This is a genomic window from Pedobacter africanus (assembly GCF_900176535.1).
GTDB lineage: Bacteria > Bacteroidota > Bacteroidia > Sphingobacteriales > Sphingobacteriaceae > Pedobacter > Pedobacter africanus.
This window is the reverse complement of the sequence record NZ_FWXT01000001.1, coordinates 375,947-399,292: the sequence shown is the minus strand read 5'-3', so window position 1 is coordinate 399,292 and position 23,346 is coordinate 375,947. Positions and strand designations below refer to the sequence as shown.

Sequence of the window (23,346 nt, the reverse complement as noted above, 5' to 3'; positions counted from 1 at the left end):
AGTTAGTTAAAAGCAAAGTTAATTAATTACCGTGTACCGATGGTTAAACCGCAGGTAATTTAACGTTTACAATAGAGACAAGAAGCCCGCTTGGTATGGCTTAGTTAAGCCTTTGCTATGCCTTTGTTCGGAAAAAGTACCTGTTTTGCGGGCCAGGGCGGCACAAGCCCCGAACAAAGGCAGACAAAAGCCCGGCAAAAGATAGAAATTTATACTATTTTTGAGTAATAATCAATTGACATCACTTTGGCTAAGATCAGAAAGAATTCGCATAAGGTCCTTTACAGGAAGTATTCATCCAACATCAAATACATCATGATGGTGCTTTCGGTAATCATTATTACCGCTTTTTTGCCTAAACAACCCAGGTTCCGTTATGAATTTGAAAAGGGTACCATATGGAAAAACAAAGACCTGGTATCGCCTTTCAGCTTTGCCATTTTAAAAACGAGCCCTCAGGTAACAATTGATAAAAAGGACGCGCTGGACAATGTATTGCCAATATATAAGTTCAATAAAGAACTGATCAATGTAGTTGAAGAGGCTTATTCGAATGAATTTGATGTAAAATGGCGAACAAATGCCTTTCCTGAAAATGAAAAGCAGAATTACAGACAGTCGTCTTTTAAACTGCTCGAATTCATTTACAACAAAGGCATCATTGCATTGAATGTGAAGCACCAGAAGGGGAGCAATGCCGGTTACGACTTCTCTTTACTGAACAACAACATCAGTAAAACGGTAAATACACAGGACGTGTTTACAGTACCTTCTGCACTTAAATATTATAAGGATAATTTCCGGGCGGTTGACCTTAAGATCAAGGAGATGATCGTTAACCTGGTAGAAGACCATTTGCAGCCCAATATTGTTTTTGATGAGAAACTGACTGGTATAGTACAAAACAATACGGTGAACAGCTTATCTACCACACGCGGTATGGTACAGAAAGGTGAGCTGATCATTTCCAAAGACAATGTGGTTGATGATGAAGCTTATCAGAAGCTGCTGTCGTTTAAAGAAGCTTATGAGGCACAGACCAAGACCATTGGCGATAGTAAACTGGTGTATTTGGGGCAGATCCTGCTGGTAGGCTTTATTGTAAGCCTGCTGATGGTGTTCCTTAAACTGTTTAGGAAGGATATTTTTGCAGATAACAGGCAATTGTCGCTCATTCTGCTGGTTATTACTACCATGTTGCTGGCTTTAACCTGGGCCATTAAACTTAACCTGCCCAGCATTTATTACATTCCATTTTGTATTGTGCCCATCATTATCCGCATTTTATTTGATACCAGGCTGGCATTGTACCTGCACCTGCTGGTGGTGCTGATTTCCGGTTTTTTTGTGGCCAACAGCTTTGAATTTGTGTTTTACCAGGTTACTTCGGGTATGGTGGCCATTTACAGCATCAGGAACCTGATCAAAAGGGAGCAGCTGCTGTTGTCGGCCTTGTTCATCCTTTCCGCTTATTTTATTTCTTTCCTGGGGATTGCCTTGCTGCGGGAGGGATCCCTGAGCCAAATAGAGTGGATCAATTTTGTGCCTTTTATTGTCAGTGTGCTGCTTTCGCTGCTGGCTTATCCGCTCATTTATGCATTTGAAAAAATGTTTGGCATTACTTCCGATGTGGCGCTGATAGAACTCACCAATACCAATAACAAATTACTGAGGGAGCTGGCTTTCAAAGCCCCCGGCACGTTTCAGCATTCGCTGCAGGTAGCCAACCTGGCCGAAGCTGCCATATTTAAAATAGGGGGGAACTCTTTGCTGGTAAGGGCAGGGGCCCTGTACCACGATATCGGGAAAATAGAAAACCCGCAGTATTTTATAGAAAACCAAAATACCGCTTTGAGCCCGCACGACAAGCTGCCTTATGAACAAAGTGCGCAGATCATTATAAAACATGTGCATAAAGGCATAGAGATTACACGCAGGCACCAGCTGCCCGAAAGCGTGATCGATTTTATCAGGACGCACCACGGGAATACCCGGGTAGATTATTTTTACCAGTCCTTCTTAAAAAACTCGCCCGAAAAGTTTGTAGATGAAAACATTTTCAGGTATCCCGGGCCTATTCCTTTTTCTAAAGAAACCGGGGTGCTGATGCTGGCAGATTCTGTGGAAGCAGCCTCCAGAAGCCTGAAAAATCCGGACGCGCAGAGCATAAATGACCTTGTTGAAAGGATCATTGACTATAAGCTGGAACAAAATCAATTAGATAATTGTGATATTACATTAAAAGATCTTGAAACTATAAAGCTGATATTCAAGACTATGCTTATGAGCATTTATCATGTGCGTATAGATTATCAACAAACTCTGTAATTTTATTTTGCAAACATCAATCACGTTACTATATTTGCACTCCCTCAGCGAAGATAGCTGAATGGAAACGGAGAGGTGCCTGAGAGGCCGAAAGGAACAGTTTGCTAAACTGTCGTACTGGTAACGGTACCGCGGGTTCGAATCCCGCCCTCTCCGCAGAAGACTCAAAAGCACTGGTAATCAGTGCTTTTTGTGTTTATAAGCTTTGATCTTTTTATAATTTCAAAAATAAGCTGTATCCTTACCGTTCAGATGAACAATCAACATTTGAAATAATATGGCGACCGGGGTCCGGGATTTTAAACAGTTGTATCTCGATTTTTATGCTGCACTTTGTTACTTCGCATTCAATATTGTAGGCGATCAGGACGAGGCGGAAGATATTGTGGAAGATGTTTTTCTGAAATTGCTGCACGGTAAACAAAAGGATACAGCTGATGAGAACATCAGGGCCTACCTTTATACTGCAACACGGAATTCATGTTTAAACCACATCAAAACAACCACCAGGGCCAAAGAGCGTCAGTGGCATTACAATGCAGAGCTGCCGGCAGAAGAGCAAGCATGGGTTAACCAGCTCATCAAAGCAGAAGTGCTGCGCGAAATCATGATCGAAATTGATAAGCTGCCCGGACATACCGGAAAAATCATTCGAATGAGTTATTTTGAAGGCATGAAAAATGAAGAGATCAGCGAAATGCTGGGGATTTCTATACAAACCGTAAAAAACCTCAAATCAAAAGGCATCAGCAGTTTAAGGAGTTGTTTGAAGCCGGAAGTTTTTGCACTTTTTATGCTGGTTTATGGTTTTAAGTCCCTGTAATTTTTATCGGTACTTTTCCGTGTTCATGTGGTTTAAGTAGTAAATCAAATATGAACAAAGAACGAAACAAGACCATGATGAAGTCCTTAACCATGATCGTTATGCTGCTGCTGACACATGGAGCATTTGCCCAACAGGTTTTACCGCTTTATCCGGATGCCGTTCCAAACAGTAAGGCCCTGCTGAATGAAAGGGAGCAACCAACCCTAACTGTTTATTTACCGGCTGCTAATCGTGCCAGTGGCACAGCCATCATTATATTTCCGGGCGGCGGGTATGGTACACTGGTAACCGACACAGAAGGGACACCCATTGCCAGGGCTTTTTTGGAACAGGGAATTGCTGCTATAGTTGTAAAATACCGCTTACCTGATGCACAAAAGATGGAGGATAAGAGCTTGGGCCCTTTAATGGACGCACAGCAGGCGATGAAGACGGTAAGGGCACAGGCGGCCGACTGGCATATCAATCCCTCAAAGATCGGGGTGATCGGCTTTAGTGCCGGGGGCCATCTGGCCAGCACGCTGGGCACCCATTACAAAACCAGCTATGTTCCTAATAAAGAAAATATAAGCCTGAGACCCGATTTTATGGTGCTTGTTTATCCCGTAATCAGCATGGATACTGCACTAACTCACATGGGATCGAGGATTAACCTGCTGGGTAAAGAGCCAAGCCAGGAGCGTGTAAGTTTGTTCTCTAATGAAAATCAGGTTACCAGGGATACCCCACCTGCTTATCTTACCCATACAGGGGATGATCAGGTGGTAAAAGTGGACAACAGCATCGCATTTTACAGGGCTTTACAACAGCATAAAGTTGATTCGGAACTGCATTTATTTCCAAAAGGGGATCATGGTTTCGTGCTTAAACTACCTCCCGGTGAATGGATGCAACCCATTTATCGCTTCATGGAGAGACAAGGCTTCTGAATATTTTTTATAAAATGACAATAAAATAAATTTTTGACGGTACTTTTTAGCAGCTATGTGGTTTAAGTACTAAAAGCGCAATTTAAACATCAGCATGAGGCAGGATTACGAAAAGGTCATTAAATTAATTGGTAACTATAACGCAGGGACAATAGATGATCCGGGAAAAAAGGAATTGGAACAATGGCTTGGATCTGATCCTGAAAATCAGTTGCTGTTTAATCATTTGACATCGGAAGAGGGGCTAAGGACGGAGCTTAAAGTAATGCATCACTTCAATGCCGCTGCCGCATTTTCCAGATTTGAAGGCAGGTACATCCGGCCGGTTCAAAGGCTTTGGCTTAAGATTGTGGCTGCCGCTGTTGTGCTGATGATTGTGGGGCTGGGTGGCTATTTTTATTACGATGCCGGAAATTCTGGTGTAGAAAAGGCCTTGCTGAGGGCCCAGGCAATTTCCCCGGGGAGAAATGCAGCAACGCTAACGTTGGCGAACGGTAAAAAGATAGTATTGGATGAAGCAGGAAGTGGTGCACTGGCAGAGGAAGCCGGTGTGGTCATCACAAAGCGCAAAGAGGGGCAGCTCATTTATGAAATTAAAGACCGGGGCCGACATGCCGGAACTAAAAATAACAGCCTCAGCACAGCCAGAGGAGAAACATACCGGCTGCGGTTACCGGATGGCACGCTGGTATGGATCAATGCGGCAACCACATTAAGCTACCCTGCTTCTTTTGCGGGGATGAAAACACGTACGGTGAAGTTGAATGGAGAAGCGTATTTTGAAGTGTCAAAAGATAAGTCGCATCCTTTTATTGTAGAAACGGCTAAACAGCAAGTCAGGGTGCTGGGTACCCACTTCAATATCAACAGTTATGCTGATGAGGGGCAAACTTTGACTACACTATTGGAAGGTGCAGTAGAAATAAACGATAAGACGGTTTTGAAGCCGGGTGAGCAGGCCCGTCTGGCTGACAACGGTAACCTAAGTGTGGCTCAGGCTAATGTAGAGGAGGCCATGGGCTGGAAGAACGGATTTTTCCTTTTTGATAAAGATGACCTGCCAACAGTAATGCGTCAGATTTCGAGGTGGTACGACATTAATGTGAAATATGAAGGGGCGGTTCCTAAGGCTAGTTTTGATGGTAAGGTGTACCGGAACCTCAATTTGTCAAAGGCACTTGAAGTACTTAAATATGCCAACGTCAGGTTCAGGCTCGAAGGAAAAACCATTATTATATTGCCGTAAAACAATAATTAATACAGAATTAAAACAAAACAATAAATAACCAAATAAACCAATATGAAGGAAAAGCTACGAATGGGGCCTTAATGCTCCCCTTATTGGCGTCCGGTAAAAACCGCAAAGGTGTTCGAGCACCTTTGCGGGAATAGCCTGGGCCAGCCCTTCCCGGAAAACCGGGATAAATCTTTTATGAACCGATTTAGGAATTAGCCCAAACCAATCAAAAGTATGAAATTAAATGCTTTTTACCTAGGCGTGCCCCCACTATGGCTGCCACCCAAACTATTATTGATAATGAAGTTGATCATTTTTATACTGGTCTTATCACTGGCACACGTGCATGCCAGTTCTTTTGGCCAGCGTGTCAATATCCATCAAAAGAATGTTCCCCTGAAGATCGTACTGAATGCTATAGAGCAGCAAACAGGGTATGTTTTTTTGAGCAGGGATTATGACATGGACAAACCCAGGGTAAGTGTTACGCTGCAAAACGCAGCTATTGAAGAGGCCGTACAGTCAGTACTTAAAAACCTTCCTCTGGAATATAAAATTGTAGATAACAACATCATCCTTTTTAAAAAATCCCCCTCGTTCCTGGATAAGATAAGCAGTTTCCTTTCCGTGGTCAACGTTCGCGGAAAAGTAACCGATGCACAGGGATTCCCATTACCCGGAGCCTCTGTAACAATTAAAGGTACCAAAACTACCGCCAGTACAGATAAGGAAGGCAGGTATACCATTCAGCTGCCTAAGGGCAATGTTGTGCTGGTGTATTCCTATATCGGCTATGTAAGCCAGGAGATCAGTATCGGAAACACCGATCAGGAAGTGAATGTGGTACTGAAGGAAAGCGATCAGTCGCTCGATGAACTGGTGATCCTGGGCTTTGGACAAACGCAGAAAAAAATTGCCCAGACAGGTTCTTCTGTTTCCATCGGTTTGAAGGAACTCAAGCAAAGTCCTACGGCTAACATTACCAACGCTTTAGCGGGAAGATTGCCAGGTCTTACGGCCATACAAATTAGTGGAGAACCGGGTAATGATAAGTCTCAGTTGCTCATCAGAGGCCGGGCTACCATGAATGGCCAGGAGCCATTGATTACCATTGACGGGGTAAAGAAAGACTACAGTGCTATTGCTTTGCTCGACGTAAACGAAATTGATAACATCACCATCCTAAAAGATGCATCGGCTACAGCGCTGTACGGTGTAAAGGGGGCAAACGGTGTGATCATCGTAACGACCAGAAGGGGCAAACAAGGCAAACCAACGGTTTCGGCAAGCGTTCAGCGTGCTGTGCAGACATCTATTCGTCTTCCTGAATATCTGGATTCCTATAACTATGCTGTTTTAGCTAATGAAGCTTATCTGAATGATCATCCTGGAGGTACAGCCCCTTATGATGTAGCGGCACTGGAAGCATATCGAAGCGGCTCAGATCCTTACAAATATCCTAATGTTGACTGGTTGGGCGAGATGATGAAGCCCGCCATGCAGACACAGGCCAATTTTAACATTGGTGGCGGCGGACAACAGTCCCGTTACTTTGTGAATGTAGGTTATACGGATCAGGGAGGTATATACAAAACGGAAAAGGACCCTAAATATGACCCCACGTCCAATTTTAAGCGTTATAATTTCCGTTCTAATATTGACATCGATTTCGACGATAATTTTTCTATGGCTTTAAATTTATTTGGTGCTATAGAGAACAAAAGAGATCCTAATGTTTCGGTTGCCGACCTTTTCTGGACTTTAAACCAGATACCTCCAAACGCCTTTCCTGTAAAATATCCGACAGGAAGTTATGGAGAGCGGTTGTTTCTGAACCCGGCCCGTTTATTAAACCAGACCGGGTTTCGTGAATCTTTTAACTCTTCGTTATCGGGTATGCTGTCTGTCACCAGAAAACTGAATTTCATCACTCCTGGATTAACAATTAAAGGGAATTATTCTTTTGATGGTTATTTCCAGAATGATTTCAGAAGATCGAAGTCGGTAATGACTGCTGAATACAAAGGCACGGGAGATTATAACGATCCTGCCAATTATACATACAAAGGTACGGATGCCCCGCTTTCTGCCCCGGTTTCAGGTTTTAACCAGAAAAGGGACGTGTGGATGGATGTGTCCCTGAACTATACCAAAAAGTATAAAGACCATGATTTTACAGCATTATTGCTTGTAAACCGTGCACAGGAAGTAAGAGGTAATCAAATTCCTTATGTATCTCAGGGCATTGTGTCCAGGTTGACATATAACTATAAAAACCGGTATTTTGCCGAGTTTAATGCCGGATATAATGGAACGGATAACTTTTCCGAAGAAAAAAGGTATGGTTTTTTTCCGGCAGTATCGGCAGGTTGGGTGCTTTCTGAAGAGTCCTTTTTGAAAGGAAATTCCATTATAGATTTCTTAAAAATAAGAGGCTCTTACGGCTTAACAGGGAATGATCAGTTACCCGGCAGGAGATGGTTGTTTAGCTCGGAATATGTGAGAAGTGCAGGGAATGGTTATTTGTATGGTGACCAGCTTGTTGGAATAGAGGGGATTTATGAAGGGGCAATGTCAAATCCGGCTGTAACCTGGGAGACTGCACATAAGTCAAATATTGGTTTTGAAGTCAAATTGCTGAAAGATCTTTTCTCAGTGACCGCAGATTTTTTCACAGAAAAAAGGTCGGATATCCTGATTACCCGTAAATCGCTTCCTACGATGCTGGGGATGAGCGGGGATAACCTGCCGCCAGCAAATATGGGAAAGGTAAACAATAAAGGATTTGAGGTAGAGCTTACGCATCGCAACAGGTTCAACAATGGCGGATACTTTTTGAGCGGTAATTTTGCCCTGGCAAAGAATAAAATCATCTTTATGGATGAGGAAAACAGGGAGTATGCTTATCAATATCAAACCGGGCATCCACTTGGACAGATTTTTCTTTTAGAAGCAGAACGTTTTTTTAGAGATGAAATGGATATCCGTCTGAGTCCGGCACAATACGGACGCTTAATCCCGGGGGATGTAAAGTATAAAGATTTGAATGGAGACGGGGTGATCAACGACAACGATATGGGACCAATGGGAAGAAGTAATATTCCTGAAATTACTTTTGGTTTGTCTGGTGGGGTGAACTGGAAGAACTTCGACATCAGTTTCCTTTTTCAGGGTGCGGCAAACAGCAGCAGGACACTGGTAGGAGGGATGTCATGGGAATTTTATGAAGGAGGAAAAGCGAGAACCCAGCACCTGGACAGATGGACACCTGAGACCGCAAATACAGCGACCTGGCCTGCACTTCATTATGGCGGAAATAGTAATAACCACCGTATGTCATCGCTTTACCTGGAAGACAACAGTTATATCCGCTTGAAAAATTTAGAAATAGGTTACACTTTTAAAAATATCAGGCTGACAAAGAAAGCGAATTTATCCAGTTTCCGTATTTATGGGAATGGTATGAACCTGTATACCTGGACGAAGGCCCAGCCTATGTTTGATCCGGAATACTGGCAGCCAAATACGATAGGTAACGTGTATCCTGCACAACGGATCATCAATTTTGGTGCATCTCTTAGTTTCTAACCCTATAACTTATTATCACATGAAATTTAAATTAATAGTGATTTGCATTCTGGGAGTAATTGCATTTTCGGGGTGTAAAAAATTTGACGAATACCTGGATAAGGCCGAAACAGGGGGCTTATCGGAAGAGGAGGTCTTCGGAGACTATGTTCAGACTGAAAGATATCTGGCCAATGTTTATTCCCAGCTATCGAATGAATGGATGCCGGTAAATAGTTTTACCTATGCCGCAGCCTCGGACGAGGCTAAATGTCCGGTTGTGTATTTTAACGGGCCTCAGGTTTTTACCCGGGGCCTGATCAGCCAGAACCATAATCCTGTTGATGTATGGGCATCGCTCTATGCGGCTATTCGTAAAGTCAACCGCTTTATTGAAAAGGTAGATGCAGTACCGGTAAAAAATGCCACACAGACTGCCGGTAAAGTGCGTATGAAAGGAGAAGCTTATTTCTTAAGGGCTTATTTTTATGCTGAATTGCATAAGCGTTATGGCACTGTTCCTGTAATAGACAGGGTTTTGCAAATTAATGATAACCTGAATATTCCCAGAAACTCGGAAGAAGAGTTAGTGCGTTTTATTGTGGACGACTGTAATGAAGCAGCAGCGAACCTGGTTCCGGTAAATACTTCGGCAAATATTGGCAGGGCGACTAAAGGGGCTGCTTTAATGCTGAAGTCACGCGTCCTGCTCTATGCGGCGAGTTTATTACACAATCCTACTTCTGATGTTCAGAAATGGGAGCGTGCAGCTGAGGCAGCTGAGGATGTGATGAAGCTTAATTTATATCAGGTTGACGGTGATTACAAGGGTTTGTTTCATAAAAGAACTGCCCCGAACATTATATTTCAGTCAACAATAAACAATACCGCCTGGGTTCAGCAGATGTTTGTCCCTAGTCAGGGTGGTTTAGCATGGATTCAGCCGTTGCAGAACCTGGTTGACGATTATGAAATGAAAAACGGGTTAAAGCCTGGTGATGCCGGTTCAGGATATGATGCCAATAATCCGTATGCCAACCGCGACCCCAGGCTTGCTGCTTCCATTCTTTATAACGGCAGTACCTGGAGAGATAATGTTATTGAAACTTTTGTCGATGGTTTAGATGGACTGGTTTCGGCAGAAGGTGCCAAAACTCAAACCGGATATTATCTACGTAAACTATTGGACGAAAATGGAAGCATGACTCCTGACAACAGACCTGGAGATCATTTCTGGGTTTATATGCGCTATGAGGAAACCCTGCTGAACTTTGCCGAAGCCAGAAATGAGGCATTAGCAGCTCCGGATAATAGTGTTTATGAAGCCGTGAATGCTGTGCGTAGCAGGGCTGGTGTGAATATGCCTGCTTTACCTGCAGGGCTTAACAAAGCGCAAATGAGAGAGCGGATCAGAAGGGAAAGAAGGGTAGAGCTGGCCTTTGAAGGTTTCCGTTTCTGGGATATCAGGAGATGGCGTATCGGTAAAAGTGTAATGCGCGAAGCCAGAGGTATGCGTATCGTAAAACAGGGTGCAGGAAGTTTTTCTTATACACCTTTCCTGGTAGAGTCAAGGATTTACGAGGATGCATTTGACCTGTACCCCATTCCACAGACGGAGCGCAATAGAAATACTGCGCTGGATCAAAATTATGGTTACAACTAATGTTAAGGATATTTAAGATGAAAAAATATAAAGCAATGAAAGCCATTTTTTATGGTGCTACGCTACTGCTTCAATTGGGACTGGCCTCGTGTAAAGAACAGTTTTTTGAACAGACTGATGACAGTTATACGCACAATAGTAATGCTCCTTTTGTGATCAGTAAATTTTCACCCCTTGAGGGAAGCGAAGCTACTGAGGTAATGATCTATGGTGACAATTACAGCAGTGCTTTATCGGACATCAGTGTGAAAATTAACGGAAAGCCGGTAACTGTTCTGGGTGCCAATAAAAACCGGATGATTGTTAAGATACCTGCTGCACTTGGTTCAGGGAAAATCGAAGTGACCATTGCAGGAAAAACGGTAACCAGTACGGAGCCATTTGTTTACACTTTAAAAAGAACGGTTAGTTCGTTCGCAGGGGCTGGTGTTGCCGGTTTTTCGGATGGAGCAGCGGATGTGGCCAGATTCGATTTCAGAAGTAATGCAGGGATGGATATTGATTCTAAAGGGAACCTTTACGTAGCCGATATTTTTAACAATTGTATCCGTAAAATTACGCCTGCCGGTGTGGTGAGTACTTTTATCGGTAAACCTGGCGTGGAAGGGTATGTAAATGGCAATAAAGATGTCGCGCTGTTTAACCACCCTATGGATGTAGCAGTTGATAAAGATGATAATCTTTACGTTGCTGATGCATGGAACTGGGCTGTACGGAAGGTTACACCTGAAGGTCTGGTCAGTTCTATCCGTGGGCAGGCATTTGCCTTTCCGCAGGGAATTGCCATAAATAAAAATACAGGAGTAGTTTATATCAGCAGTGCATTGGCCGCAAATTATCACGGTGGGAAAATTTATGAATTTTCAGCTTCGGGGGTATTAAACGAGCGCGGGGTTGATGTACCAATTTTCTCTGGAGGAATGGCCGTTGACAGCAAGGGGAACCTGATTATTGCTGATAATGTGAGCTCGGTGATCTATAGCGTCAATACCACGACATGGGCCCGTACCCCAATTGCCGGTGCTGCTGGAGAAACAGGTCTGACAGATGGAATAGGTGCGGTGGCAAGGTTTGACCACCCATGGGGTATTGCCGTGGATGCTAAAGATAATATTTATGTTGCGGGTTGCGGACATAGGTTTGAGGGACCGGATATTTCGGCTTCAGCCTCTAATATCAGAATGATTGAAGCGGGAACAAATAAAGTTTCGACTATCGCCGGTGGCGATACGCAGGGCTTTACCAATGGTTTGGGTGGAGTGGCCAGGTTTGCAGTGCCGACCGGCATTGCTATCGGGACTGACGGTGCAATCTATGTACTGGACAAGGGAAATCACCGCATCAGAAAAATTGTATCGGAATAACTAGTTCATTTAATTTAACTGATTATGAATGCTGGATATTGTATCAATAAGGGGCGCTTTGCGCTCCTTATACTAAGTTTTTGTGCTTTTATTTTTACCGGTTGCCAGAAGTTTATCACAGAAATGCCCGGAAAAGATATGGGCAGGGCCGATCAGGCGATGTTGTTGAATGGTGTTGAAGAGGGGATGCCAATAGGTATCTATATCGCTCCTCCGTTTGAGTTTACGACTAATTTGCAATATGGAGCAATTAGTGAGGCAAATATCGATGTGATACAGGATATTGCAGGCTGGATATCGCCGGTTGACAAGCTGACGATGCTCGACATGGCCAATAGCCATGGTTTGAAAATGGTAGTTGCCGACAACAGGGTAAACGGGACTAATGCAGACATTACCGCCATGGTGAATACCTATATCAACCACCCGGCACTTTCGGGCTATTATGTAAAGGATGAACCAACAGTAAGTCAGCTTCAGGACGCAGCTAATCGTTATCAGAAATTGCTTACGCTCGACAATAACCATGATCCTCATGTGAATCTTTTCCCGAGTTATGCTACCGGTGCGTTGGGAAGTATCAACTATGAGCTGGATTATGTGGAAAACTGGATACAGAAGGTAGTAGCTGCTAATCTGCGCTACCTTGCAATGGATAACTACCCCTTTATGTTGAACGGAACGTTCAGGGATGTGCCTTATTTTCATGACCTGGATGTCATCCGGCGTGTTGGATTAAAATACAATATTAAAACTTCAGGGTACCTGCAATCTATAGGGAACTCAACGGACCTGAGAAGACCGAATGCGAACGAATTGAGGTATAGTGCTTATTCGCACCTGGCTTATGGAATAAAAAAGCCTGTGTGGTTTAGTTACTGGACACCAACAGGCGGAGCAGAAACCTTTACCAATGGAATAATAGATGCTGCGGGAAATAAGACCGACCTGTACCTTCCTTTTAAAGCATTAAACTTTGAAATGAAGCAGCTGGGCAAAACACTGGTGAAGCTGAATGCCAATGCTGTGTATCATACCGGAACAACAATTCCCACCGGCACTGTAAGGCCGGCGGGAAATTTTATCTGGCAGCCCCAGAATGCTGCCCAATCTATGATCATCACCCAATTTATAGACCCTGTTGCGGGTAAGGAATATATTATGGTGGTCAATAAATCTTTTACGGGCAGTAATACTTTTGGTTTTACAACAGCAAACCAGGTAGCAAATGTTAAGGTTGTTTCCAAGGTTACAGGTTTGGAAGAAGCTACCAATTTTGCAGTCGGCAGTCATTCCCTGTCAGATACTTTTTTGCCAGGTGAAGGAAAGTTGTATGCTTTGGAAAAAGTTGCTTACACGGCAACTGTAAGTACTTTTGCCGGTGCAGGAGTTGCTGGTTTCTTAAACGGACAAGGCACAGTGGCTAAGTTTGATTTTGTGACCAATGCGGGTATCACGACGGATAACAACGGCAATGTTTATGTGGCTGATATCAATAACCATTGCATCAGAAAGATTACTCCGGCCGGATTAGTCAGTACCTTTGCAGGTAATCCCGGTGTTGCCGGCAATACCAATGGCGTAGGTACGGCAGCTTTATTTGACCATCCTTCGGCTGTAGTTGCAGACGCGAACAACAATATTTATGTAGCGGATACCTGGAACTGGGCACTTCGTAAAATCACACCGGCGGGTACAGTAACCACTGTGCTCGGCTGGGTTATCCCTTTTCCGCAGGGCATTACGATGGATAAAAATACCGGTAAATTTTACCTGGTGAGTGCTTTGCCTTCTGCAAGTAACAATAAGCTCTTTGAAGTGAGTCCGGCAGGGGTGATGACTACAAGGACACTCAGTGTTCCGGTCGTATCCGGAGGGATTACAATGGATAGTCAGGGGAATCTTGTGATTGCAGATAACGGCAGTTCGAATGTATACAAGGTAAATACGGGCAATTGGGCTGTTACCCAAATTGCCGGCCTGGCAGGCACAACGGGGCAAACAGATGGGATTGGCCTGAATGCCAGGTTTGAACATCCATGGGGTGTTGCTGTTGATGCCAGTGACAACATTTATGTTGCTGGTTGTGGTCACTTATTTGATGCGCCGACGATAGCCGCCAATGCTTCCAATATCAGAAGGATTGAAGCAGGTACCAATAAGGTCACCACCATTGCAGGGGGAGCTGTGCAGGGTTATTTAGATGGATCCGGAACGGCTGCCAGATTTACGGTCCCAACAGGGATTACAATTGCCCCGGATGGAACCATGTATGTGGTAGACAAAGCAAATCACCGCATCAGAAAAATGGTCTCGCCCTGAAATTAATTTTACCATAAAACATTTCTTCCTCCTGTTTTTTGGGAGGAAGAAATTACTACCTCACACCTAAACCAATATCACGCAAATGAACAGGTTAATTAAATCATTATTAATGTGTACCGGTATGCTTGTGCTTACCGGGGTATGCAGTTGCAGTAAAGCACAGACTGAAAAAATAAAGCCGGACCCGGTTAAGCCTCCGGTTGCTGAAGTAAAGGACGACATGATGATTGGCATTTATGTATCGCCGGGAATCGGTTACATCACTGATCATCATTTTAAGAATATCAGGGAGGCGAATGTTGATCTGATCCAGGACATTTCATTAAGCTATTCCCAGACAAACAAGCTGGCTATGCTGGATATGGCTGCAGCAAATCAGTTGAAAATGTTTGTGGCCGACCAACGTGTTGACGGGACAGATGCAGATATGGCTGCGATGGTAAATGCCTACAAAAATCATCCGGCAACTGCAGGCTATTACATTAAAGACGAACCCCGTGTGCCTGATCTGGCCGATGCAGCCATGAGGTATAAAAAACTGATTAACCTTGATCCGGAAAAGGTACCTCATGTGAATCTTTTTCCGAGCTATGCCACTGGTGCTTTGGCCAATGTAGAATATGAAAAAGAATATGTTGAGCAATGGATAGAACTGGTTGGGGCGGTAAACCTTAAATACCTGTCATTTGACAATTACCCTTTTATGAAAGATGGGACTTTAAGGGAAGTTCCTTATTATAAGGACCTTGATGTCATCAGAAAAGCAGGGTTAAAATATAAGGTCAGGACTTCTTCGTATTTACAGTCGATAGGCAGTGACATTGGTCTAAGAAGACCTGATGCGAATGAACTCAGGTATAGTGCATTTACGAACCTGGCTTACGGTATTAAATTGCCGGTATGGTTTACGTACTGGACCCCGATTGGTTCTACAGAAAAATTTACCAATGCGATAGTGGATGCTCAGGGAAATAAAACCGATCTGTATGAACCTTTTAAACTCATCAACGGGGAAATGCGGCAGCTGGGTAAAACGCTGATGAAACTGGATGCAATGGATGTTTTCCATGCGGGGTTAAGTATCCCTTCCGGTACCAAAAGAACACCTTCAGATTTTATCTGGAAAGCTGAAAATGAAAATGAGTTTATGCTGATTACGCATTTTGTGAACCCGGCGAACAACCGGGTTTATATTATGGTGGTAAACAAGTCGCTGACCGAAAATAAAACATTTGCATTTAAGATCGGTACGGCAGTTACGAACGTGAAAGGAATTTCCAAAGCTGACGGATTGGAAAAGGATATCGATTACAAAGCTGCCGATCATAAATTAACAGATAATTTTTTACCAGGTGAGGGTAAATTGTACGCCCTATATAAATAATAAACTGCTTTAGATATAAACTATTAATGCATGAATAGATTAATGACATTATGGATGGCTGTTTTTATTGTTTTTAACAGCACGACAAAAGCGCAGCATCCATCGCGACAACTTTCAATTATTCCGGAGCCGGAACTTGTAACAGTAAAGCCGGGAAGCTTCGGGTTCAATAGCGCTACCGTTATTTTATATGATGACCGGAATACCGCAATGAAGTTTATCGGGGATCAGTTTTCCGAAAAAATTAAAGCCTATACGGGAAAAAAAATCCCTGTTAAAAAAATAACTGCTCTGCCGGGCAAAAATCAGATTGTATTTAAACTTTCGGATCAACTGCAGGGAATAGGTGCCGAGGGTTATATGATGGATATTGGTTCTGGAGGTATTGTGATTACCGCAAAACAACCTCAGGGCTGTTTTTATGGGATGCAAACTTTACTGCAATTGTTACCTGTAAATCCGTTGGAGGGCGCAAATGTTCCGGCACTTCACATACAGGACCAGCCACGTTTTAGCTGGAGAGGCGCTATGCTGGATGTGTCAAGGCATTTTTTTACCGTTAAACAGGTAAAACAATACATAGATTTCCTGGCAAGCTATAAACTCAATACTTTCCATTGGCATTTAACGGATAACCAGGGCTGGCGGATTGAGATTAAAAAATATCCACAGCTGACTTCGGTAGGTGCATGGAGGAAAAGATCACTGATCGGACATTTTGAAGAACAGCCGGAGCGTTTTGATACATTACCTCATGGTGGGTTTTACACACAGGAACAGATCAGGGACATTATTGCTTATGCGCAGGGGAAATATATTACAGTTGTTCCTGAGATAGATCTTCCGGGGCATTGTACTTCGGCGCTCGCCGGCTATCCAGAACTGGGCTGCGGTGAAAAGCCGGGGCCTTTTGAAGTGAAAGACAAATGGGGGGTATTCGACGACGTGTATTGTGCCGGGAAAGAAAATACATTTAAATTTCTGGAAGATGTGTTTACAGAGGTGGCTGCACTTTTCCCCGGAAAGGTGATCCATATTGGTGGGGATGAATGCCGCAAAACGAATTGGAAAACTTGTACGTATTGTCAGGCACGCATGAAAAAAGAGGGTTTGAAAGATGAGCATCAACTGCAGGGGTATTTTATCAATCGTATAGCCCAGGTACTGAAAGCTAAAAATAAAAGGGTAATTGGCTGGGACGAGATCCTGGAAGGAAACCGGCTTACTTCAGATGCACTGGTAATGTCTTGGAGAGGAACATCCGGGGGTGTTACTGCTGCTAGAAAACACCACGATGTGGTGATGACGCCGACTACCTACCTCTACCTGGATTATTACCAGGGTTCACCTGAGCTGGAACCGCTTACCATTGATGGCTTTAATACACTGGAGCGTGTTTACAATTTTGAGCCTATACCTGCAGCGCTGAATGCTGATGAAGTTAAATACATAAAAGGAATCCAGGGGAACATCTGGACTGAGTTTATTCCGGACTTCCATCACTTGCAGTACATGGCCTTCCCGCGTTTATCTGCCCTGGCAGAGGTAGCCTGGTCTACACCGGAAAAAAAGAACTGGGAGAAGTTTAAACACAAAATGGAAACAGAGTATAGCCGCTACGAGGCTTCGGGAATCAACTATTCAAAAAGTGCCTATCAGGTAAGTTTTGAGTTTATTAAGGGAGCGAGGACACAAAAAGCACAAATCGCATTGAAGACCCAAAGTTACAATCCTGAAATTTATTATACGCTTGACGGAACAGAACCCGGTCAGCATTCAATGAAATATATGGGCCCGTTTAACGTGAATCCCAATGTGAAAGTTAAGGCTGCAACTTTTAAAAATGGTGTACAGATGAGCAAGGCCACTGAATACGAACTGAGATAGATGGTGTCTTAAAAAACCAGGAGATTTATGAAAAGATTTAAATATGGAATGGCGGTCGTCGTTCTGTTGTTTCTTGCTGCCGGAGTTGCAGATGTGGGCGATAAGGGGAACTGGGGTTTTACCGGAGGTACAGAAGGGCAAACCAAATATGCTTCACTGGAGCAAATTAATAAAAACAACAACTGAAACCAGGTATCGAATGACTATCTATAAATATTTAAGCATTGCCGTACTTTTACTGCTTACAGTAAATGCAAATGCGATTACTGAACCGGTAAATTTAACTTGCAATCATAAAAAAAGTCCGCTTGGGGTGGAAACGGACAGGCTCGAATTCAATTGGAACATCAGTGCTGACCAGCAATCATTTCAACAACATGCCTGGCAGCTACAGGTTTTTAGCAGTCTTAATGCTGTGCTGCTGGGTAAGGCAGATCTGTGGGACTCACAAAAAATGAATGCCGGTACTGCGATGTCAGCAGTTTACGGAGGAAAGTTGCTATCCTCCGGAAAACGTTACCATTGGCGGGTCAGAGTCTGGTCTTCGAACGGAACCGTCTCTGACTGGAGCAGGCCTGCAACATTTTCTACCGGTATTTTACAAACCAAAGAATGGGACCAAAGCAGGTGGATAGCTTACCAGGTATTGGAAGATGCTAGGAAAGTTGTCCCCGGATTACATGGAGATGGTAGTTTATTGGGTGAAAAAGCTGTACAACCTGCTGTTGTTCCTTATTTTAGAAAAACTTTTGATATCAACAAACCGATAGCGGAGGCATATGTGTTTGTTTCGGGGCTGGGGCACTATGAGTTGCAGCTGAACGGTAAGAAAGTAGGAGATGATTTTCTGGCCCCCGGATGGACCAATTATTCCAAAACAAATCTGTACAGTACCTATGACGTAACTGCTTCATTGGTTAGCGGAAAAAATGCATTGGGAGCGATTGTTGGTCCGGGGTTTATGTATATAAACCGCGAGCGCTACCGTAAAATGGCAAGGGCTGAAGCTTTTCCAATGTTGAGATTAAAACTGATGATCCGTTATAAAGATGGCAGTACTACGGAAGTGGTAACGGATGATAGCTGGAAAACAAGTCCTTCGGCAGTTGTATACAGCAGCATCTATGGTGGAGAAGATTATGATGCCCGTAAGGAACAAACAGGTTGGGATAGAGCCGGATTTAATGACCAGTACTGGAAAAAAGCAATTTACTTAAGGGGCCTGGAGGGAAAATGAAAGCAGAATCCAGCTATCCTTTAAAAGTGATGCAGACATTTGAGCAGCAGACACTCAGAAAAATAACGGATAGCAGTTATCTATATGATTTTGGTCAGAATGCATCAGGAATTATCCGTTTAAAAGTTAAAGGTAAGAAAGGAGACCGGATACGAATTGTCCCTGCTGAAATTTTAGATGACCGGGGAATGGCAGATCAAAGTGCGTCGGGAAGTCCTTATTATTTTGATTATACGCTTAAAGGTGGCGATGAAGAAATCTGGGAACCACGTTTTAGCTATTACGGGTTTAGGTATGCTTTAGTGGAAGGGGGTGTTCCAGCCGGACAACCTGCAATATCGGGAAGACCAACAGTAGAAAGGCTTCAAATGTTGCACACGCGCAATAGCGCGCCAGAGGTTGGCACCTTCAGCTGTTCAAATACGCTGTTTAATCAGACTTTTAAGCTGATTGACTGGGCAATGAAGAGTAATATGAGTCATGTAAGTACCGATTGTCCACATAGAGAGAAATTGGGATGGCTGGAGCAGACACATCTTGTGGGGGGATCGTTGAAATATAATTACGACATTCAGCTCTTCTACAATAAAATCATAGAGGACATGACGGAGTCGCAGCTTTCTTCTGGTCTGGTGCCTGACATTGTTCCTGAATATGTGGTATTTGAAGATGGTTTCAGGGATTCTCCGGAATGGGGTAGTGCTGCTGTTATTATACCCTGGTATTTGTATGAATGGTATGGCGACAAAAAAGCAATTGAAAAGGCTTATCCCATGATGAAGCGTTATATCAGTTACCTGGAAAGTAAGGCGGATGCACATATTCTGTCGCATGGTTTGGGGGATTGGTTTGATCTTGGGCCTAAAAGTCCGGGAGAATCGCAGCTTACCCCGAAGGCTTTGACAGCCACTGCAACTTTTTACTACGACGCTGTGTTACTGGCTAAGGCCGCAGGAATCCTTGGAAAAACAGAAGAAGCAAAAGCTTACCAGAAATTAGCCGAACAAATTAAAATAGCATTCAATAAAAAGTTTTTTGAGCCCGCGACGGGCGTTTATTCGACAGGAAGCCAGACAGCTTATGCTATGTCGATTTATATGGGATTAGTAGATGAACCATTTAAAGAAAAGGTGTTTGCTAACCTGAAGGAATCTATAAGGACCAGCGGGTATGCACTTACTGCCGGTGACATTGGCTATCGTTATCTGATCAGAGTGTTGGAAGATGGCGGTGCATCGCAACTGTTATATCAAATGAACAACAGAGATGATGTGCCAGGTTATGGTTATCAGATTCGTAACGGGGCAACTGCGCTTACAGAATCCTGGCCGGCCTTAAAGAATGTTTCCAATAACCACATGATGCTGGGACACCTGATAGAGTGGTTTTACAGCGGACTGGCTGGAATCAAACAACAGGCAGATGATACTGGTTTTGGTAAGATCTTAATTGAGCCTCAATTTGTAGAGGGGGTTGATTGGGTTAAAGCAAGTTATAAAGCCATTACAGGGGATATTGTAGTGGACTGGAAAAAGGAAAAAGGCAAATCGGCTTTGCAGGTGAGCATCCCGGCAAATACAGAGGCCCTGGTTGTTTTGCCTGTTGTTAAAGAAAAACTGTTAAATTTAAATCAAAAGCCTTTAAGTCAGCACAAAGCCGTTAAAAAACAATACATGGGAAACGGTAAACTGAAAATTGTATTGGGGTCTGGGTCCCATACATTGAATTGGACAAATAAATAATGATGATGAAGAAATACCTGATTATACTGTTGGTATGGTTTGTTTCGGACGTAGAATTGGCTTTAGCTACTGCTGGGGAAAGTAGTCTGCAACCTGAAAATTTACGTTGTGAGTATTTGGAAAATCCAATTGGATTAGATGAAATGAGTCCGCGTTTTAACTGGACCCATAAAGCTGGGAATGTGGCGGCATTCGGTCAAAAACAAACAGCCTATCGGATTATTGTAGCCTCTGAGGTACGGTTACTTCATCAAAATAAAGGGGATGAATGGGACTCTGGCTGGGTGAACTCTGATCAGATGCAGCAAATTGAATATAAAGGTAAGGTGCTTAGGTCCGATCGTTATTACTATTGGAAAGTAGTTGTTAAAGACGAAAAGGGACTGGTCTCAGCCTGGAGTAAAACTGCATTTTGGGCAACGGGTTTACTTCAGCAGAATGATTGGAAAGCCAAATGGATCGGAACAAATGAATTGTTTGACCCTTCGCAAAAAGATTGTAATATCTCTGATCCCTGGCTGCGGAAAACTTTTAACTTACCACAAAAGCCGGGAAAGGCAGTGTTGTTTCTGGCATCGGTAGGTTACCACGAGCTATATGTGAACGGAAAGAAGGTCGGCGACGATGTATTGTCGCCGGCAGTAACGGATCATACCAAACGTGCACGTTATGTGGCCTATGACATCGCGGCTGCGCTAAAGCCCGGGAAAAATGTAATTGCCATTTGGTTGGGGACTTCCTGGTCAATTTTTGGTCCTTACCTAACAGCAGGCAGACCCAATACACCTATTGTGATCGCGCAAACTGCCATTTACAATACAAAAACACCTGTTGCAGGAGCAAAACCTACACTTGTTGTGCAAACCGACGAAAGCTGGAAAACACATGCAAGTCCGAGTAAGTTGCTGGGAACCTGGGATTTTGCAAAAATGGGAGGCGAGCTGTGGGATGCCAATCAGGAAATTGCGGACTGGAATACCATCACCTGCGATGAAGCAAAATGGAGTAAGGTAACTGTTTACCAACCTGATCTGATTTTATCAGCGCAAACTGTTGAACCAAACCGGCTGTTCGATGAAATTAAAGCCATTGGCATTGAGTCCAGACCGGATGGTTCGTACCGGGTGGATATGGGTGTTAATTTTGCGGGCTGGACGGAGGTTGATCTGCGGGGGAATAAAGGTGATAGAATAGCGTTTGAATATTCGGAAAGAGAACAGATGGATCAGACTTTTAACCTGCACAGTGCTTATATCATTGGCGCAAGGGGCAAAGGAACTTTCCGGAACCGTTTTAACTATAGTTCTGGCAGATGGATTGTCATCCGGGGCTTAAAGTATAAGCCGCAATTAAGTGAAATCCGGGGTTGGATGGTGAGAACGAATTTTCAGGCGGCGACTAATTTTGAATGTTCTGATACCTTGCAGAACTGGATCTATGATAAAGTAAAATGGACTTTTCAAAACCTTTCTATTGGTGGTTTTGTAGTGGATTGTCCGCAACGCGAAAGACTGGGTTATGGGGGTGATGCACATGCAACCTGTGAGACCGGAATGTACAACTATAAGCTGGGTGCATTTTATACCAAATGGATGCAGGACTGGAGGGATGTACAGGGAACGGAGTCTATTGTTGGTAATATGTATGATCCGGAATTTGCGAGAAAAAAGGTGATGAGCGGACGGCTGATGAACAATGGGGTTTTGCCACATACCGCGCCTACTTATTCTGGTGGTGGCGGGCCCGCATGGGGAGGTATAGTAGTATCGTTGCCCTGGTTTGTTTATCAGCACGAAGGAGATAAACGCATACTGGAAAAGAATTTTGAGCTGATCAGGGGCTGGCTTTCGTTCCTGGATTCACATACCAAGGATGATATTTTACAGCGTTTTGGAGGCGACTGGGATTTTCTGGGCGATTGGTTATGGCCTGGTGCAACAGCGCAGGGCATGAACAACAATAAGGAGGAAACTTTATGTTTAAACAACAGTTACAGGGTATTTAATTTACGTACCGCGGCAAAAATAGCGCGGGTAATCGGAAAAGATGTGGAAGCGGAACACTGGGAACAGCAGGCGGAACGCTGCAGGGCTGCGATTCATGCAAGGTTTTATCGTGCCGCTGATCATAGCTATGCAGACAGCTCCATGGCTAACCTGGCAGCAGCGTTGCTGGCAGAAATACCTCCTGCAGATTTAAGGGCAGCTGTCATGAAACGATTGGAAAAGGATATTCTGGTTTTGCATAAGGGACACATCAATGTGGGCATTACAGGAGGGGCGATGTTGTTCAAGTTGCTGCGACAGGAAGGAAGAGATGACCTGATCTATTCCATGACCTCACAAAAAGATTACCCAAGTTGGGGATATATGAAGGCCAATGGTGCTACTACCATCTGGGAAATGTGGGAAAAGGACCTGCCCGGGCATTCCCTGCTGCATAGCTCTTACCTGTATCCCGGGGCCTGGTATATTGAAGGTCTGGCAGGAATACAACGGGATCCTGCCAGGCCTGGATTTCAGGATTTTATCATAAAGATGCCGGGCCTGGATCAGAAACAACTAAGCTGGGCAAGAGCAAGTTTTGATTCCCCGGCAGGTCAGATCAAAACTGCCTGGCGGCGTGAGGCCGGCAGGACGGAGCTTGAAGTCACTGTGCCACCGAATTGCAGGGGCCGGTTAAATCTGCCGGAGCATATGCTTCGTGAGGTGATCGGAGAACGCAAATATATAAAGATTTTGGAGGTTAAAAACGGATATGGATTGGTATTGCTTTCCTCGGGAAAATATATTTTTAAAATGTAATTTGCGGCAATATGAATTATTTCTATATTTGCGCCCTAAGCAATTGAGGGCAT

Annotated in this window: 14 protein-coding genes and 1 tRNA gene; all 15 read left to right on the top strand. The window is 43.8% G+C overall.

Annotated elements, in window-relative coordinates; all coding sequences use genetic code 11:
• Positions 1–246: 246 nt before the first annotated feature.
• The 15 genes from B9A91_RS01340 (at position 247) to B9A91_RS01275 (ending at position 23,293) form a co-directional block, all read left to right on the top strand.
• A complete protein-coding gene (locus B9A91_RS01340; protein ID WP_084236625.1) occupies positions 247–2,328 on the top strand; it encodes an HD family phosphohydrolase in 2,082 nt (693 codons plus the stop codon).
• Between the two features lie 69 nt (positions 2,329–2,397).
• A tRNA-Ser gene (locus tag B9A91_RS01335) sits at positions 2,398–2,484 on the top strand.
• 121 nt (positions 2,485–2,605) lie between these two features.
• A complete protein-coding gene (locus B9A91_RS01330) occupies positions 2,606–3,151 on the top strand; it encodes an RNA polymerase sigma-70 factor (protein WP_084236624.1) in 546 nt (181 codons plus the stop codon).
• 50 nt (positions 3,152–3,201) lie between these two features.
• The gene (locus B9A91_RS01325; protein ID WP_200815593.1) at positions 3,202–4,083 is read left to right on the top strand and encodes an alpha/beta hydrolase; all 882 of its coding nucleotides are present in this window, start codon (positions 3,202–3,204) and stop codon (positions 4,081–4,083) included.
• 94 nt (positions 4,084–4,177) lie between these two features.
• Positions 4,178–5,329: a FecR family protein gene (locus tag B9A91_RS01320; RefSeq protein WP_084236623.1), complete on the top strand. Its 1,152-nt coding sequence runs from the start codon at positions 4,178–4,180 to the stop codon at positions 5,327–5,329.
• 291 nt (positions 5,330–5,620) lie between these two features.
• Positions 5,621–8,908, top strand: coding sequence for a TonB-dependent receptor (locus B9A91_RS01315; protein WP_159451608.1), 3,288 nt, complete (start codon positions 5,621–5,623; stop codon positions 8,906–8,908).
• A gap of 19 nt (positions 8,909–8,927) precedes the next feature.
• Positions 8,928–10,550 carry a RagB/SusD family nutrient uptake outer membrane protein gene (locus tag B9A91_RS01310; protein ID WP_084236621.1) on the top strand — a complete coding sequence of 541 codons (1,623 nt, stop codon included), beginning with the start codon at positions 8,928–8,930 and terminating at the stop codon, positions 10,548–10,550.
• A 17-nt stretch (positions 10,551–10,567) separates the two neighbouring features.
• Positions 10,568–11,914, top strand: a complete 1,347-nt coding sequence (locus tag B9A91_RS01305) for an IPT/TIG domain-containing protein (RefSeq protein ID WP_159451607.1) — start codon at positions 10,568–10,570, stop codon at positions 11,912–11,914.
• A 24-nt stretch (positions 11,915–11,938) separates the two neighbouring features.
• The gene (locus B9A91_RS01300) at positions 11,939–14,236 is read left to right on the top strand and encodes a hypothetical protein (RefSeq protein ID WP_144008819.1); all 2,298 of its coding nucleotides are present in this window, start codon (positions 11,939–11,941) and stop codon (positions 14,234–14,236) included.
• Positions 14,237–14,321: 85 nt separating this feature from the next.
• Positions 14,322–15,623: a hypothetical protein gene (locus tag B9A91_RS01295; protein WP_144008818.1), complete on the top strand. Its 1,302-nt coding sequence runs from the start codon at positions 14,322–14,324 to the stop codon at positions 15,621–15,623.
• 30 nt (positions 15,624–15,653) lie between these two features.
• Positions 15,654–17,510: a beta-N-acetylhexosaminidase gene (locus B9A91_RS01290; protein ID WP_235012377.1), complete on the top strand. Its 1,857-nt coding sequence runs from the start codon at positions 15,654–15,656 to the stop codon at positions 17,508–17,510.
• A gap of 27 nt (positions 17,511–17,537) precedes the next feature.
• On the top strand, positions 17,538–17,696 hold the full coding sequence (locus B9A91_RS24055; protein WP_159451606.1) for a hypothetical protein: 159 nt from the start codon (positions 17,538–17,540) through the stop codon (positions 17,694–17,696).
• Between the two features lie 13 nt (positions 17,697–17,709).
• Complete coding sequence (locus B9A91_RS01285; RefSeq protein ID WP_159451605.1) at positions 17,710–18,747, top strand: alpha-L-rhamnosidase N-terminal domain-containing protein; 1,038 nt, start codon at positions 17,710–17,712, stop codon at positions 18,745–18,747.
• Positions 18,744–20,489, top strand: a complete 1,746-nt coding sequence (locus tag B9A91_RS01280) for a family 78 glycoside hydrolase catalytic domain (protein WP_084236616.1) — start codon at positions 18,744–18,746, stop codon at positions 20,487–20,489. Before B9A91_RS01285 ends, B9A91_RS01280 begins: the two co-directional genes overlap by 4 nt.
• A complete protein-coding gene (locus tag B9A91_RS01275) occupies positions 20,489–23,293 on the top strand; it encodes a family 78 glycoside hydrolase catalytic domain (RefSeq protein WP_235012372.1) in 2,805 nt (934 codons plus the stop codon). The genes B9A91_RS01280 and B9A91_RS01275 overlap by 1 nt, the downstream gene beginning before the upstream one ends.
• Positions 23,294–23,346: the final 53 nt, after the last annotated feature.